Source organism: Peptoniphilus stercorisuis, from assembly GCF_017874395.1.
GTDB classification, from domain to species: domain Bacteria; phylum Bacillota; class Clostridia; order Tissierellales; family Peptoniphilaceae; genus Anaerosphaera; species Anaerosphaera stercorisuis.
Genome location: NZ_JAGGLJ010000006.1, coordinates 1 through 16402 on the forward strand (window position 1 = coordinate 1; position 16402 = coordinate 16402).

Annotated in this window: 15 protein-coding genes; 2 read left to right on the forward strand and 13 right to left on the reverse strand. The window is 27.2% G+C overall.

What is annotated here, in order from left to right; all coding sequences use genetic code 11:
- Nucleotides 1-482: 482 nt before the first annotated feature.
- Both J2Z71_RS03765 and J2Z71_RS03770 read right to left on the reverse strand, forming a co-directional pair.
- Complete coding sequence (locus J2Z71_RS03765) at nt 483-1583, reverse strand: tetratricopeptide repeat protein (RefSeq protein WP_210060524.1); 1101 nt, start codon at nt 1581-1583, stop codon at nt 483-485.
- Nucleotides 1584-2351, reverse strand: coding sequence for a hypothetical protein (locus J2Z71_RS03770; RefSeq protein ID WP_210060525.1), 768 nt, complete (start codon nt 2349-2351; stop codon nt 1584-1586). It lies immediately after the preceding gene.
- Nucleotides 2352-2553: 202 nt separating this feature from the next.
- On the opposite strand from J2Z71_RS03770, the gene J2Z71_RS03775 reads away from it, so the two are divergent.
- A complete protein-coding gene (locus J2Z71_RS03775) occupies nt 2554-4719 on the forward strand; it encodes a stalk domain-containing protein (protein ID WP_210060526.1) in 2166 nt (721 codons plus the stop codon).
- A gap of 29 nt (nt 4720-4748) precedes the next feature.
- Here J2Z71_RS03775 and J2Z71_RS03780 read toward each other — a convergent pair whose 3' ends face one another.
- The 10 genes from J2Z71_RS03780 to J2Z71_RS03825 all read right to left on the reverse strand — a co-directional run bounded on the left by J2Z71_RS03780 (nt 4749) and on the right by J2Z71_RS03825 (nt 15144).
- Nucleotides 4749-5456 (reverse strand): ABC transporter ATP-binding protein, encoded by a 708-nt coding sequence (locus tag J2Z71_RS03780; RefSeq protein ID WP_210060527.1) that lies wholly within the window; start codon nt 5454-5456, stop codon nt 4749-4751.
- Nucleotides 5457-6227: an ABC transporter ATP-binding protein gene (locus tag J2Z71_RS03785; protein WP_210060528.1), complete on the reverse strand. Its 771-nt coding sequence runs from the start codon at nt 6225-6227 to the stop codon at nt 5457-5459.
- On the reverse strand, nt 6224-7198 hold the full coding sequence (locus J2Z71_RS03790) for a branched-chain amino acid ABC transporter permease (protein ID WP_210060529.1): 975 nt from the start codon (nt 7196-7198) through the stop codon (nt 6224-6226). Before J2Z71_RS03790 ends, J2Z71_RS03785 begins: the two co-directional genes overlap by 4 nt.
- Nucleotides 7199-7205: 7 nt before the next feature.
- Nucleotides 7206-8093, reverse strand: coding sequence for a branched-chain amino acid ABC transporter permease (locus tag J2Z71_RS03795; protein ID WP_210060530.1), 888 nt, complete (start codon nt 8091-8093; stop codon nt 7206-7208).
- Nucleotides 8094-8154: 61 nt separating this feature from the next.
- Nucleotides 8155-9321 (reverse strand): ABC transporter substrate-binding protein, encoded by a 1167-nt coding sequence (locus J2Z71_RS03800; protein ID WP_210060531.1) that lies wholly within the window; start codon nt 9319-9321, stop codon nt 8155-8157.
- Between the two features lie 149 nt (nt 9322-9470).
- Nucleotides 9471-10412 (reverse strand): HPr(Ser) kinase/phosphatase, encoded by a 942-nt coding sequence (gene hprK, locus J2Z71_RS03805; RefSeq protein WP_210060532.1) that lies wholly within the window; start codon nt 10410-10412, stop codon nt 9471-9473.
- Nucleotides 10405-12261 carry an excinuclease ABC subunit UvrC gene (uvrC, locus tag J2Z71_RS03810; RefSeq protein ID WP_210060533.1) on the reverse strand — a complete coding sequence of 619 codons (1857 nt, stop codon included), beginning with the start codon at nt 12259-12261 and terminating at the stop codon, nt 10405-10407. Before uvrC ends, hprK begins: the two co-directional genes overlap by 8 nt.
- Before the next feature lie 4 nt (nt 12262-12265).
- The gene (locus tag J2Z71_RS03815) at nt 12266-14029 is read right to left on the reverse strand and encodes an aminopeptidase P family protein (RefSeq protein WP_210060534.1); all 1764 of its coding nucleotides are present in this window, start codon (nt 14027-14029) and stop codon (nt 12266-12268) included.
- Between the two features lie 91 nt (nt 14030-14120).
- The gene (locus J2Z71_RS03820; protein ID WP_210060535.1) at nt 14121-14714 is read right to left on the reverse strand and encodes a DUF3793 family protein; all 594 of its coding nucleotides are present in this window, start codon (nt 14712-14714) and stop codon (nt 14121-14123) included.
- A gap of 1 nt (nt 14715) precedes the next feature.
- The gene (locus J2Z71_RS03825) at nt 14716-15144 is read right to left on the reverse strand and encodes a flavodoxin (protein ID WP_210060536.1); all 429 of its coding nucleotides are present in this window, start codon (nt 15142-15144) and stop codon (nt 14716-14718) included.
- Nucleotides 15145-15266: 122 nt separating this feature from the next.
- On the opposite strand from J2Z71_RS03825, the gene J2Z71_RS03830 reads away from it, so the two are divergent.
- Entirely contained in the window at nt 15267-15899 is a 633-nt protein-coding gene (locus J2Z71_RS03830; protein WP_210060537.1) for a helix-turn-helix domain-containing protein, read from the forward strand.
- 52 nt (nt 15900-15951) lie between these two features.
- On the opposite strand, the gene spoVG is transcribed toward J2Z71_RS03830, so the two are convergent.
- On the reverse strand, nt 15952-16242 hold the full coding sequence (gene spoVG, locus J2Z71_RS03835) for a septation regulator SpoVG (RefSeq protein ID WP_210060625.1): 291 nt from the start codon (nt 16240-16242) through the stop codon (nt 15952-15954).
- Between the last annotated feature and the right edge of the window lie 160 nt (nt 16243-16402).

Genomic DNA, 16402 nt, shown 5'->3' on the forward strand with positions numbered 1-16402 from the left:
CTCAAGTCTATTACTGACTTATTTCCGCTAAGCTTTATATTTGCTATGTGTTTATTCGTTTATTCTCTTACACTATTTAATTATCAAGGTTATTTTTTGTCGCCTTCTGTTTTAGCGACTTTAATATTGTATAACTTTTAAAGTCTTTTGTCAAGAACTTTTCTCAAGTTATTTTTTATTATTTTGCTTACTTAAAACTTTTTGTTCGTTTTTTTCAGCTTGTTTAGTATATAATATTTTTTATCTTTTGTCAAGACTTTTTTATTATATTTTTTAAACTTTTTATCTGCTGTCTTTTAGTTACTATCTAACTTCAACAGCTTTTTAATTATAAAATATCTGAAGATCTTTGTCAAGAACTTTTTAACATTTTTTAATTTTTTATTGTCAATATGAGATTTTTTTCTCATTTCTTTTTGACTTTTATTAGTTTACCATTCTAGGCTTTTTATGTCAATAGGATTTAAACATTTTTTCTATTTTTATTTAATATCTAATAGATCTAGTAGTTCATCACTTGGATTTAATTGATATGCTTTTTTTAAATAGTCTTTGTATTCATCTCTTCCAAGGTTTAATAACAATATTCCTAAGTTGTAATTTAAAAGATAACTGTCTTTTATATTAAAGAAGGCATTTTTATATACTTTTATTGCTTTTTCTTCATTTCCTATTGCTATATTACTTATTGCCAGTTGATTGTAGTATTCTTCTTGGTTTTTATTTAAATCTATTGCCTCTTCTATTGATTTAATAGATTCTTTTACAAATCCTAAGTTATATTGACATAGCCCTATATAGTATAGAACTTCATCTTGTACTGGATATAATCCTGATATTTTTAACAATAGATTATAGGCTTCGTTAAACTTACCATAACTAATATATGTCTTTACACTTTCTATATTTGCATAGTCTTCTAGTTCTTCTAATACACTTCTTATTTCTTCATTTAGTATTTCATTTTCACTAAATCTTAAAAACTTCTCAAAATAGAGTTTTGATTTTATATATTTTCCTAAAGCTCTATTTACATATCCCAATCTATAATATGCTGGTGCATAGGAATTTTCTTCTGCAATTAGTTTTTCATATTCTATTATTATTCGTTTTAATATATTAGTTTTTTCATCATCTGATAGTTCTTTTGCATATTCATCATAAAGAGCTTCTAATATATTGTTTTTTGCAAATCTTCCTTCTATTGTTTGATCACATATATTATTAAGAGCTAATAGATATATATAGCTATCTAAATTTGATTTTTGTTGTTTTGCAATAATCGCCAAACTATATATATACTTATATTCATCATCTACTGAATGTTTTAGTATTTTTAAATACTCTTCTCTATGTTTAAAATCTTCTTCTATTCCTAATAAATAAACTATTGTCTTGTTGATTTCTGCTAGATTTATATTGTCTTCATAGTCTTTTTCTTTTATTCCATACATTAAATCATCTAAGTTTATTGGAAGTGGTGTATCTTTCTTGATTGTGTAACCATTTATTTCTGTATCTTTTTTTAATTCTAAAAATACTATATTTTTTAACTTTTCTTGTATTTTATTTTCTATATACATTTATATTTCTCCCATGTATTGTCTTTTTCTCATAGTGCTATTGCTTAATATCTTAAATAAGTTTCCTCTAAATATAATATAGAATCCTGTAATAATTTCAACTATTAAATATTTTATATAATAACTTGCTGGTCCTCTAAATATATCAAGAGAAAATCCTCTTCCTATTGGAAGTGTTATTATTGCTTCATCAGAAATATATTCTAAAAAGGAAAAACCTAAAAAATGTTGGATTCCTACATATACTACTAGTGGTATTAGCCAGTGTATGAAATTATCCTTCATAAAATTCAAACAATAGCTATAAGCACTTATATAGGATTCATCTTTTAAATAAATAGTTTCTACTATTGGATTAAATATTAAAAATATTGCTGTCCATATAATATATGTTAAATAATAACTACTTCTAAAAAACATTAAAACTACCCAGTTTATTAAAATAAGCACAAAATAAACTGAATATATTGGTCCAAAGTAATTTCTAAAGGAACTTTTGAAGTTTCCAATATGAACTCTGTCATAATACATTAAATCTGACAGCATATCTAAATATATAGATAGAATTAATGCATATAATACTGGCGTTAAAAAACTTATATATAAACCTCCCACTTGAAGCAGTGATCCAAAGGCTCTATTTGATAAACTAATTAACACACTAAATATTAATGGAAAAAATAATACTACTGGATTCTTTTTTATTTTATATATAGTACCACTTAAACTTTTTTTATAAACTACCTTTATATCTTTTAAGTATTTCATTTAATCACTTCTCTTTCTATTATATTATTACACAAATTTTAAACTGTAAGTATAAATACCCATATAAAGTTTTTTCATGTTACATATATTATACTTAAGTTACGAAACAATTATTCTTTTATTAAATATTACATATATATTTGAGATATTTAAGATTTATTATTATACTTATCTATAGGTATTTAAATAAGGAGGAAGGTTAATGAATTTAAAATTACGTAATATTTGTTATAGCTTGATTTTAGCTCTATCAATAGTTTTTACTTCTGTATCTACTACTTTCGCTGAATCTAGTCCTATTTTTTCAGAAATAATAGCACCTGGTTTAATAAGAAAAGAGTATAAGGTAGATCAAGGAGATAAAAAAACTATTATTAATGTTTTAGAATGCGATTTAGATAATCCATTTTTAAAAATAGCTGTAATTCCTGGCAAAGGAAAATATAATCAAAGAGCTACTGTATCACAAATGGCAAGTCGTGTCGATTCTACGGCAATGGTTAATGGTGATTTTTTTAATATGCTTTTACAAGGAACTCCTGAGGGACCTTCTATAGTAGATGGAAATCTTCAAAGTTCTCCATGTGTTATGGAGGGCGTATATAGTCTTGGAATAGATGAAAGTAATACTGGACATATTGAAGCTATTAAATTTCAAGGGAAGGTTACTGCTCCTAATGGAAAAACTTATCCTATTGATGGACTAAATAAGTCTTATTATTGGCATGAGCCTAGTACTGAATATTCTCATGAGAATAAAATCCAAATATATAATGATTTTTGGGCTGCTTCCACAAGAGGAGATAAGAAAAATACAGAAATACTTATAAATTCTAATGGAGTTATTGAACAAATTAGCGAAAACAAAAGTTTTCCATTCCCTGTTCCTGATTCTAAGATGATTATGCAAGTTGATGGAGTTGCTAAAGATTTTATATTACAAAATAGTAAAATAGGAGATAAATTAAATATTGACTATTCTATTTCTCCTGATAGAAACTGGAAATTTTTAATAGGTGGACATGCTCTTCTTGTAAATAATGGACAGAAGGTTCCCTATACTAAAGATATAAATGTTTTAGGTGGAGTTCGTGCAAGAACTGCAGCAGGACTTTCTAAAGATGGTAAGAAGCTTTATATTGCTTCTGCTGAAGCTAGAACTAAAAGAAGTGCTGGAATGAGTCTTGATAATTTATCAAATTTCATGAAATCTATAGGTTGTGATATTGCAGTTAATCTTGATGGTGGTGGTTCTACTACGATGGTAGTTAAAAATCTTGGTGAATCTAATCAAAGTAAGATTATCAATCCTGAAAGAAATGGCGCTGAAAGAGCTGTTGTAAATGGAATTGGTATTTTTAATACTGTTAAGGAAACTGGACCTGCAGTTGGAATTAAAATAAATGGCCCTGATGATATGATTATTGGACAAAGTGCTGATTTTACTATTAAATCTGCTTGGGATGAAAATTATAAGCCTGTAGATCCTAATACTATGACTTATGACTTATTTGACTCTAATGAAGATGAAGCAGCTTGGAATATTACAAATTTCTTAGCTAGACATACTGGTGAAGTTGATATTACTCTTGTAACTAATAATGGAGTTAGATCTACTAAAAAAGTAAATGTTCATGATTTTGACTTTGTTGAAAGTTTAATTGTATCTTCTGATAAGACAAAAATAAATAGTGAAGATACTGTTAATTTTACAGTTAAAGCAAAACTTAAAAACAAAAAAGAAGTTTTACTTGATCCTAGTGTTTTAAAATACCAAATAGATGGTTTTGATGGAGAGTTTAATAATGGTGTTTTAAAAGTTAATTCTTTAAATGATAATGCTAGTGCTAAGGTTACTATTTCAGCAGGAGATAAATCATCTAGTATTAGACTTAATGATATTAATTCTAAAGTTATTAAAATGAAAATTAATAATAAATCCTATTCTATTAATGGTGAAAATAAAAATATGGATGCTGCTCCTTTTATAAAGGACAATAGAACTTTTGTACCTATTAGATTTATTGTATCTGCACTTGATGGAGAAGTTTCTTGGAATAATGAAGCTCGTATTGCAACTATAAAATATGATGACAAGATAATAGAAATTCCAATTAATAATAAAACTATTAAAGTTAATGGAAAAGAAAAAGCAATAGATTCTCCAGCAGTAGTTAAAAGTAATAGAACTTTTGTACCTATTAGATTTGTTGCAGAAAATCTAGGTATGGAAATAGAATATAATAATAGTCTTAGAGAAGTTACTATTATTGATATTAATAAAACTAAAGAAAATATAGAAGAAGATAATAAAGAAAAACCAACAAATAATGAAAATAATAAAGATGTCGTTTCTTTAGTTGAATAAAAAATTAAAAGCCCTATATAGGGCTTTTTTTATGCTCCAAGATAAGCTTCTTTTATAGAGCTGTCTTTTAATAAAATTTTCGCATCTCCAGATTTTACAATTTTTCCAGTTTCAAGTACATAGGCTCTATCAGAAATTGAAAGAGCTATATTTGCATTTTGTTCAACTAAAAGAATTGTAGTTCCTGTTTTATTTAATTCCTTTACTACATCAAATATTTTATCTACAAATAGTGGCGAAAGTCCCATTGATGGTTCATCTAATAGAAGTAGCCTTGGTCTACTCATAAGGGCACGCCCCATAGCTAACATTTGTTGTTCTCCACCTGATAATGTTCCTGCTAGTTGGTTTTTTCTCTCTTTTAATACAGGGAATTTTTCATATATATCTTCTATGTCTTTTTCTATGTTTTTTTTAGTATCATTTATTAAAAAAGCTCCTAATTTTAAATTATCTAATACACTAAGTCCTGTAAAAACTCTTCTTCCTTCTGGAACTTGAGCTATGCCAAGTTTTGTTATTAAATGAGCTTTTCTTTTTTCTATATTTTCACCTTCAAAAACAACACTTCCATCTTTCGAGGGAATAAGTCCTGATATACTTTGAAGTGTTGTAGTTTTTCCTGCACCATTTGCTCCAATTAGACTAACTATTTCTCCCTCTTGTACTTCTAAATCTATTCCTTTAATTGCATGAATATTACCATAATAAACATGTAAATTTTCTAATTTAAGCATCTACTCACCACCTGTTCCCAAATATGCCTCTATTACTTTTTTATCATTAATAACTTCTATTGGATCTCCCTTAGCAAGTATTTGACCATAATTTAAAACCATAAGTCTTTCACAAATTCCAAGCACAAGTTTCATATCATGTTCGATCAAAAGTATAGATATATTGAATTTTTCTTTTATAAATTTAATAGTTTCCATTAGATCCTCTGTTTCTGTTGGATTCATACCAGCTGCTGGCTCATCTAATAGTAAAAGTGATGGATTTGTAGCAATAGCTCTTGCTATTTCAAGTTTTCTTTGCTGTCCATAGGATAGTGAATTTGCACTAAAATACTGATATCTATCAAGCCCAAATATTTTTAATATTTCCATAGCTCTAATTGTAGTTTCTTGTTCTTCTTTCCAATACTTTTTAGTCCTAAACATTCCTTGTAATATTGAATATTCCATATCTTTATTACAAGCTATTTTTACATTATCAAGTACAGATAAATATCCAAATAATCTTATATTTTGAAATGTCCTTGCTATACCTTTTTCTACTATCTTATTTGATGAAAGATTATCTATTTTATTTTCATTTAATAATATTTCTCCTTCAGTTGGTTTATAAACTCCAGTAATCATATTAAATACTGTAGTTTTTCCTGCTCCATTTGGACCTATTAAACCAACTAATTCCCCTTCATATATATCTAAATTAAAATTAGAAACAGCTTTTAAACCACCAAAACTAATTCCAACATCATTACAACTTAAAACTTTTTTCATGATTTATCACCTGATTTCTTTCTATTTGATATTTTATTTATAAATCCAGTTAGAGAAAATTCTTTTCTTCCAAGTAATCCCTCTGGTTTGAAAATCATTATAATTATTAAAAGTAATGAATATATTATCATTCTATAAGCTGCAAACTGTCTTAAAAATTCTGGAATTACAGTTAATATAGTTGAAGATATTACAGCACCTGTAAAAGATCCCATTCCACCAAGTACTACCATTACTAAAATATCAAAGGATTTATTGTAATCAAATACCTTAGCTCCTATTACACCTATATTATGAGCATAAATTCCACCAGCTATTCCTGCAAAAAATGCAGATAGTGCAAAGGCAAAGGTCTTATAATAAGTTACATTTATCCCTGTGTTTTCTGCTGCTATTTCATCTTCTCTAATGGCAAGTACCGCTCTTCCATGTCTTGATGTCATTACTGAAAACATAAGCACTACTGAAATACATGTAATTAAATATATTATTCCAAAATTTTGCATTTTGTTTATTCCGCTTATTCCCTGAGCTCCTCCTGTAAAGTCAAAATATTCAATTAAAACTCTAATAATCTCTCCAAAGGCAAGAGTTACAATAGCTAAATAATCTCCCTTTAATCTAAGAGCTGGTATTCCTATTATAATTCCAATAATACATGCTATTACTCCTCCTAAAAATAAACTTATAAAATATCCAAAAATCCCTGGTACTAATGCAGCCTTTGTAAAAAGTGCTGCTGTATATGCACCTATTGACATAAATCCTGCATGTCCTAATGTAATTTGCCCTAGATTTCCAACAGTAATATTTAAACTAACTGCAAGTATTATATTTATACATACTATTCTCAATACAGAAAGTGCATATTTATTTATAATTCCTATTTTAAAAAGCCCTGTTATTACTATATAAAATAGAGCTAGTATTAAAAATATTAATATATATATTCCTTTTCTCTGTCTGTCCATTTCACACCTACACTTTCTCTTTTCTGTTTTTTCCAAGTAGTCCCGTTGGCTTTACTAATAAAACAACTATTAAAAGTCCAAATACTATTGCATCAGCAAGTCTACTAGATATATAAGCTCTTGTTAAAGCTTCAACTATTCCAAGTACTAAACCTCCTAATACTGCTCCAGGGATTAATCCAATTCCTCCAATTATTGCTGCAGTAAAGGCTTTTATTCCAAGCATAGAACCCATTAGAGGACTTGCTTGTGGATATGCTGCTACATATAAAATAGATGCAACTCCTGCAAGAGATGATCCTATTGCAAAGGTAAGCATAAGTGTTGTATCTACATTTATTCCAACAAGTTCTGCTGCACTATAATCTTCACTAGTTGCTATCATTGCTCTACCATATTTTGTCTTTTTCATAAATAGTTGTAAAAATACTGTTAAAGCTAAAGTTACAATTATAGTAAATACTGTTGTAAAGGAAATATTTATATTACCTATTGTAATTGGATTAATATTAAATATTTGAGGTACTGCTATTGCATTAGCTCCAAGTGATTTCATTACAATATTTTGAAGCAATAAACTTACTCCTATTGCAGTTATTAAATTAGATATTTTAGGACTATTTCTAAGTGGTTTATAAGCAAGTCTTTCTATTAATATTCCAAGAATTGTACAAACTATAACAACTGGAACTATTGCAAGATAAAAAGGAAGTCCGTTTTTCATTAATATATATTGTATTGAAAATACTGTTGTATATGCTCCTATCATTATTATTTCACCATGAGCAAAATTTATAAGAAGGGCTATTCCATATACCATCGTATATCCCAAGGCTACAAGGGCGTATATAGATCCTATTTGTAATCCATTTATTATTTGAAGTAAAAATCCCATAAATTCCTCCTATTAAAAAAAGCAGCAAAGTTCGCTGCTTTATTATCATATTTTGTAAATTTTACTTTGTTTCTATTACTGAATCAAATACATATTTTCCATTTTCTATTTTTATTATTGCAGCTGACTTTATAGGATTGTTATTTTCTCCAAATTTAAGATTTCCTGTAATTCCATTATATTGGACTTCTTTTATTGCACTTATAAGATCTTCTTTTGAATCTGATTTTGCATTTTCAAAAGCTTCTTTATAAATATAAACAGTATCATATCCTAATGCTGCAAAAGCTGATGGTTTTTCATTGTATTTTTCTTCATATTTTTTTACAAAATTTTGAATATTTTCAGCTTCATCATCTACTGCGTAGTGATTTGTAAAATAAATACCTTCTAATGTGTCTTCTGATCCCTTTGCAACTGTTGCTAAAACTCCATCCCATCCATCAGGTCCTATAATTTTAGATTTTATTCCAAGTTCTTTAGCTTGACCTGCTATAGAAACATCTTTTTCATAATATTCTGGAACTAATATAAGATCTGGTGATTTTTTATTTATATTAGTAAGTTGAACTTTAAAATCTATATCATTTTCACCATAACCTTCATCTGCTACTATTTCTAAAGATTTTTCTTTGGCAACTTCTATAAATTTATCTGCTACTCCATTTGAGTAATCATTAGATGTATTTCTTAAAACTGCAACTTTTTTTACTTTTAAATTGTCTGCTGCAAAATTCGCTAAAATTTCTCCTTGTAGTGGATCTGTAAAGCAAGCTCTAAATACATTGTCTTTACCTTCTGTTATAGAGTCCATAGTTCCTGTTGGAGTAATAATTGCTATATTATCATCTGTAGAGTTGTCTGCAACAGCTTGAGCAGGTTTTGATGTAATAGGTCCTATAATAGCTCTTACATCTTCTTCCATTAATTTATTATAAACTGTAACTGACTCTGTAGGATCACCCTTATCATCTTCAGAAACATATTCTATTTCTTTTCCATTTACTCCACCTGATTGATTAATTTCTTCAATAGCAAGTTTAATACCATTTTCAGCTGTATTTCCATAGACAGCTGCTGCACCAGTTTTAGGTATTATTCCCCCAATTTTAATTGTATCCTCACTGCCATTTCCACTAGATTTAGCTCCCGAATTATTAGAATTACTTGCACCACAGGCACTAAGTACTAAAGAAAGAGCTAATATTGGTATTAATTTCTTTTTCAAGTTTTTCCTCCTTAAGTTATCAATTTATTTAAGCAAATAACGATATATTTTTTATACAATTCTTTATACCCATATAATGTATTCTTAAATAATATATTCATTTTTATAAATAAAAAAGAGACTTAGAATTCACTAAATCTCTCTTTTTATTATTTATTTTTTTTACGTCTTTCTATTGATTCTTCTAATATTCTTTTATTTAACTCATCAGCTGCATTATATCCCATTTCTTTTTGTTTATAATTTTTAGTCGCAACTTCTATTATAAGTCCTATATGTCTACCTGGTTTAATTGGAAGAGTATATTTGGCAACTTTTTTACCTAATATTTCTTCATAATCATTTTCTATACCAAGTCTTTCATATTCTTCTTCACTGTCCCAATCCTCTAAGTGAACTACCATTTCAATTTCTTTTTCTTCCATAATATATCCTATTCCAAAAAGTTTTTGAATATCTATTATTCCAACACCTCTTATTTCCATGAAATATTGAGTTATTCTTGGAGAACTTCCTATTAGTCTATTCTCAACCTCTCGTATTATTACAGAATCATCTGAAATTAGCTTTGCAGCTCCTTTTGTAATTAAATCCAGTGCTGCTTCTGATTTTCCTATTCCTGATTTGCCAGTAATTAAAACTCCAACACCATAGACATCTAAAAGAACTCCATGTCTTCTTATAGTAGGTGCAAATTCAACAGAAGTGTAATTTTGTAAAATACTTGCAAATTTCGAAACAGAATATTTAGTTTTTAAAATACTTATATTTCTCTCTCTAGCAAGTTCTATTATTTCATCATGTATCCAGTGATTTCCCGATATTACTAATGCAGGTATTTTATATGAAAAAAACATCTTCATAGTTTTATATCTTTCCTCTGATTTTAAATCATCAAGATATTCCCATTCCTGCTCTCCTATTATTTGAATTCTCTCTGGTAGAAAATTTTTATAATATCCTATAAATTGAAGTCCTGGTCTATTTATTTCACCAGATACAATCTCAACTTTTCTATAATTGTCAGATACATAAATTTTTTCTAATTCTAAATCCTCTATTAACTGGCTTAATCGAATACTATTATCCATTTTTTCCTCCATGAAAGTGTTCATAAATTTTTATTGCAGCATTTACATTCATAGATTCTACTTCTTTTAATTCATCTACTGTTGCATTTTTTATTTTTTCAATAGATTTAAAATGTTTCATCAAATTCTGTTTTCTCTTTGGACCTATTAAGTCTATATCATCTAGTTCTGATTTAAACATAGATTTTGTTCTTAAAGATCTATGGTAATTTATTGCAAATCTATGAGCTTCCTCTTGAATTTTATATATTAATTTATATCCCCTTGAATTAATATCAAGTTCATATTCTTCATTGTCAAAAATTATTCCTCTTGTAGTATGAAAATCATCCTTTACAAGTCCACAGACAAATATATCTACGCCAATTTCCTCTAATACTTCCTTAGCAATATTTACCTGTCCCTTTCCACCATCCATCATTATTAAATCAGGAAATCTTGAAAAAGATGAATCTTCCTTATTATTTTTTTCATTAATTCCTCTTAAAAAACGTCTTTCTAAAACCTCTCTCATTGATGCATAGTCATTAGGTCCTTCTACGGTTTTTATTTTAAATTTTCGATAATCACTTTTTTTAGACTCTCCATTTTCAAAAACTACCATAGAACCAACAGACTCAACACCTGAAATATTAGAAATATCATAGGCCTCAATTCTAGTTGGAAAAGTTGGAAGAGAAATTTTTTCTTGAATTTCCTCTAAAGCAAGTCTATTAGATTCCATTCTCTTAGCATATTTATCTCCATATTTATTTAACATATCAAGTGCATTTGTCTTAACTAGTCTAATTAAATCTTTTTTCTCACCAATTTTTGGAACTATAATACTTACCTTTTGAGATTTTTTAGAACTAAGCCACTCTTCTAGGACTTCTTTATCTTCAATCTCTGATTCTATTATTAATTCCTTTGGAATAAATGCAGATCCACTATAAAACTGTTTGATAAAAGAAGATAATATCTCTTCAGCAGATGCATTATAATAATCTTTCATAAAATAATGCTCCCTACCAATAGTCTTTCCACCTCTTACAAAAAATATTTGAATTAAAACCTCATCAATTCCCTTAGCCATAGCTATTATATCTTGATTTTCACTTAAATCAGTTTTTGTAATTAATTGTTTTTCACTAAGGAGTTCTAATGATTTTATATTATCTCTGTATTCGGCAGCTTTTTCAAATTCTAGATTTTTAGAAGACTCTTTCATTAAGTCCTCAAGTTGTTTTATTATACTACTATCTTTTCCAGATAAAAATCTCACAATGTCATTTATCATATTATTATAAAAATCCTCATCTATATTTCCCTGACAAGGTGCAAGACATCTTTTAATAAAATAATTTAAACAAGGTCTATAATTTCCAAGATTTTTACTTAAATTTAAATTACAAGTCCTAAGCGGATATAATTTATGAAAAACATCAATAGATTCATTTACAGCAGTAACTGCAGGATAGGGCCCAAAATATTTAGCCTTATCCTTTAGTACCATTCTAGTTTTTAAAACTCTTGGATATTTTTCATTTGTCGTAACCTTAATATAGGGATATTGTTTATCATCTCTTAATAAAATATTATATTTAGGGTGATTGTCCTTAATTAAATTACTTTCTAAAATTAAAGATTCAACTTCATTTTCTACAATAATATATTCAAAATCAGCAATATTAGATACCATGGACTGCACTTTCATAGTTGATTTTCCATAGGATCCAAAATACTGCCTTACACGTTTTTTTAATGACTTTGCCTTTCCAACATATATTATATTATCAAGACTGTCCTTCATTATATAGACGCCTGGTTTATCTGGTAATTGTTTTAATCTAGTTTCTAGATTTTCCAATATATCACCTTTTTATTTTTTTAGTAACTTCTCTTAGCCAATTTTTTTCATTATCTTGTAAATAATTAGATAAATTATTATAAACAGCTTCATGATATTCATTTAATTCATTTATTTCTTCTTCACTTAAAATATTTACATCTATTGCATCAATATCTATTGGTGCAAAGGAAATTGTATTAAATTTATAGAATTCTCCATTTGCATTTTTAATATCCTTTACAACTTCAATAATATTTTCTGTTCTTATTCCATGTTTTCCCTCTTTGTAAATTCCTGGTTCATTAGATACTACCATACCAACTTCCATAGGAATTCCTTCTCCTCTTTGGCTTATAGAATGAGGTCCTTCATGAACATTTAAAAAATATCCAACGCCATGGCCTGTTCCATGTTTATAATCTTCATTTTCTTTCCATAGAGGATATCTAGAAATAATATCTAAAGATCTATCTGTAGTTCCTTTTAAAAATTTAGCACTCATTAAAGCTAAATGTGATTTTAAAACTAAAGTAAAATCTCTAATTTCTTCACTATTTAATTCTCCAAGTGCAATTGTTCTTGTAATATCAGTAGTTCCATCTAAATATTGAGCTCCTGAATCTACTAATAAAAATCCTTTATCTTTGATCATAGAATAATTATCTTCTGTTGCAGTATAATGAGCCATAGCTGCATTTTCTTTATAAGCTGCTATTGTTCCAAAACTATCATCTACAAAGTTTTCTAAAGCCTCTCTAAAACTTCTTAGTTTTTCAGAAGCTTCAATTTCTGAAATTTCTCTTTTTTTAACTTCATTTTTAAGCCAGTATATAAATTTAGTTACTGCAATTCCATCTCTTATACTAGTTTTTCTTTGATTAGTAAGCTCAATATCATTTTTAATTCCTTTTAAAAATTCTGTTAAATTTCTTCCTGATATTATATTATTTGAAGAATTTAAATTACTATATAATTTATTATTAATTCTATTTTTATCTACATATATATTTTTATTATTATAATTTTTTACAAAATCAAAAATTTCATCATACTCAAAAATTTCTGCCTCTTGATTTAAATGTTTTACAACTTCATCAGTTAATTTATCCTTATCTACAAAGAAATAGGCCTTATCTCTTTCAACTATTGCATAAGAAATAGCAACAGGTGTATTTTCTATATCATTACATCTTATATTAAAAAGCCAAGCTATATCATCAAGAGATGTAATAATAGTTAAATCAGCATTTTTTTCTCTCATACTATTTCTAAGTTCGCTAATTTTTTCTTCAATTGATTTTCCAGCAAATTTAATATCATGAATAAATATCTTATCCTTTGGAAGATTTGGTCTATTAGTCCATAAATCTTTTATTAAATCTATATCTTTGATTTCTATACTCTTGTCTTTTAAAGCACTTTCTAGAGAATCATAACTATTTTGAAGATAATATTTTGCATTAAGTCCAACTACTTCATTGTCTTTAATATTTTCTTTTATCCATTCAGTATATGTTAATACACCTTCTTCACCCATTTTCATAAGTTCAAATCCAGTGTTTTCTATTTGTCTTTGGGCTTGTATAAAATATCTTCCATCTGTCCATAAATAAGCTTTGTCTTTTGACACTACAGCCGTTCCAGCAGATCCTGTAAATCCTGTTATAAAAGCTCTTTCTCTATAATAATCTGGTAAATATTCAGAGCCATGTGGATCTAGTGTTGGAATAATATAATAGTCTATATTTTCATCTTTCATTTTTTCTCTTAATTTATCTAATATCATTTTGTCATCTCCATTTATTCACAAGTTTCATACTTATTACTATTTTACTATAAAAATTTGCATTGTAAAATCAAATTAAAAAAAGAGTAGATTATCCTACTCTTCTTTTACTATTTAAAACTTCATTTATTATTTTTATTTTTTGATAGTCATACTTTTCAAACTCTTTTCTTGCCCATTTTTCATTATTATAGCATCTCCAATATCCTGTTAATTTACATTCTTTATTGCAACAATGAAAATCCCTAACATCTTCTAAAGGATATCCTAGAAAAATACCAACTTCATTTGGGCAAATACCTTGCTTATTAAATCTAGATTTTAATTTTTTTAAATCTTCATAAATATTATTTGTTTTTAAATAATTAAAACTTTTTAAAAAATCACGAATTTCAGAATCCTTTAAAGTATTTTCTAAATTTTCTTTATTATATATTAGAATTAAAATTGAGTTTTTACTTTCTTTTAATTCTATGTATTCAAATTTTAGTTCACTTTTAAATTCTTCCCTATATTTTATCCATAAATCTTTTAAATCTCTTTGTGTATTAGTTAGATTTATCATTGAAGATACTTTTAAATTAGCTAAAGTTGGAGCAGAATAAAATCTTATCATAACTTTCAAATAATCATAATCATTATAATCTTTTATTTTTTCATAAAACTTTAGAAGATAATCTTTCATATTATGCCCTAGCTAATTCTTTACCTAAAGAAATACATTCATCAATTGCATCTTCATCAGGATTATCATAGGCAATAAAACCATCTACAATTAAATTCGCTCCTGTATCCTCAATCTCTTCTTGCCATAATCTCATCCATTCTCCATCAGCCCATTCATAGGACCCAAAAAGAAGAACTTTCTTACCTGAGATAAGAGTGTTTGCCTTGTCCATAAAAGGTCTCATTTCTCCCTCTTCTAGTTCCTCAGCACCCATAGCAGGACATCCAAAGGCCAATTTATCTGCATTTTTAACATCTTCTTCTGTAGCTGCAGAAACTGGTATTAAATTTACATCAGCACCTTCATCTTTTGCACCTTTTACAATAGCTTCAGCCATTCTTTCTGTATTACCTGTTCCACTCCAATATATTACATTTATTTTACTCATATTATGTCCTCCATTTTTAATTTATGTTTTATTTGATATTTACTATCATTTACATCTCTATTATAATATGAGTTACTTAATAAGTTTTATATAAATTTACAATAATTTAAAGGAGTGTTATTATGTTAAACCATTTAGCTCTAGCAAATCTTACTAGACCAAATACAATTTCAAAAGCAATTGATATTTACCACAAAGATATTTTTAAGTATGTAAGTAACAAGAAAAATATGAAAGATTTCTTAAAAAGCTTAAATATATTTTTATACACTTATTTTTTAATGAAATATAATAAAGACTTAGAGACTTTTGCTCTTAAAAATAACGAATACATAAATAAAGAAGATAATTTTGATAATCTTTTATACTTTGGAGAAAAAATAGTAAGAGGATATTCTAATAAATTTACTTCTGTATTAAAACAAAATGATCACGAACTTATAGAAGATGCTCTTGAATATATTAATAATAATTTTAATAAAAAACTCACTCTACAAGGAGTTGCAAATAAACTTCATATTTCAAGAAACTATCTCTGTCATCTATTTAAAGTTCAAACAGGATATAAGTTTTGCGAGTATATTAATTTACAAAGAGTAAATAGAGCAAAAGAACTTATAGAAGAAAATAAAAAGACTTTAGAATTTATATCTTTTGACTGTGGTTTTTCTTCTCAGTCACATTTTTCAACTACTTTTAAAAAATATGTTGGACTTACTCCAAATGAATATAAAAAAACTTTAATTTACAACTAAAAAAAGCCCTTTAAGGGCTTTTTATTATGAAATTCTTGTTGTAAAATCTATATCACTCTTCACTTTGATAGTCTTCTACATCTGTTTCTTTTAGAATTTCTTCATACTTAGCAAAAACTGCATCTTCCACTTTCTTTCTAGCATCAGCGTTAATTGGATGTGCAATGTCTCTAAATTCTCCATTTGGTAATTTTCTGCTTGGCATCGCTATGAATAAAGATTCTGCTCCTTCAATGATTTTGATATCATGTATTACAACCTCTTCATCAAATGTAACAGATACGATGGCCTTCATTTTGCCTTCATTAGGCAATTTTCTAATTCTTACGTCAGTAATTTCCACTGAATACTTCACCACCTTATATTATTTATCATATGTCTATTATACTATATAAGCACTAAATTTTGTTACTTTTTCGCTACAAAAACTTATTTCTCTAATTTAAGAAAGTTTTTTAGCTACAATTAATTAATACCCATTAATATAATATGTAACTCTTTAA

Coding starts and splice junctions, on each gene's coding strand:
- J2Z71_RS03765 (WP_210060524.1), bottom strand. CDS start 1,583: ATGTATATAGAAAATAAAATACAAGAAAAGTTAAAAAATATAGTATTT.
- J2Z71_RS03770 (WP_210060525.1), bottom strand. CDS start 2,351: ATGAAATACTTAAAAGATATAAAGGTAGTTTATAAAAAAAGTTTAAGT.
- J2Z71_RS03775 (WP_210060526.1), top strand. CDS start 2,554: ATGAATTTAAAATTACGTAATATTTGTTATAGCTTGATTTTAGCTCTA.
- J2Z71_RS03780 (WP_210060527.1), bottom strand. CDS start 5,456: ATGCTTAAATTAGAAAATTTACATGTTTATTATGGTAATATTCATGCA.
- J2Z71_RS03785 (WP_210060528.1), bottom strand. CDS start 6,227: ATGAAAAAAGTTTTAAGTTGTAATGATGTTGGAATTAGTTTTGGTGGT.
- J2Z71_RS03790 (WP_210060529.1), bottom strand. CDS start 7,198: ATGGACAGACAGAGAAAAGGAATATATATATTAATATTTTTAATACTA.
- J2Z71_RS03795 (WP_210060530.1), bottom strand. CDS start 8,093: ATGGGATTTTTACTTCAAATAATAAATGGATTACAAATAGGATCTATA.
- hprK (WP_210060532.1), bottom strand. CDS start 10,412: ATGGATAATAGTATTCGATTAAGCCAGTTAATAGAGGATTTAGAATTA.
- J2Z71_RS03815 (WP_210060534.1), bottom strand. CDS start 14,029: ATGATATTAGATAAATTAAGAGAAAAAATGAAAGATGAAAATATAGAC.
- J2Z71_RS03820 (WP_210060535.1), bottom strand. CDS start 14,714: ATGAAAGATTATCTTCTAAAGTTTTATGAAAAAATAAAAGATTATAAT.
- J2Z71_RS03825 (WP_210060536.1), bottom strand. CDS start 15,144: ATGAGTAAAATAAATGTAATATATTGGAGTGGAACAGGTAATACAGAA.
- J2Z71_RS03830 (WP_210060537.1), top strand. CDS start 15,267: ATGTTAAACCATTTAGCTCTAGCAAATCTTACTAGACCAAATACAATT.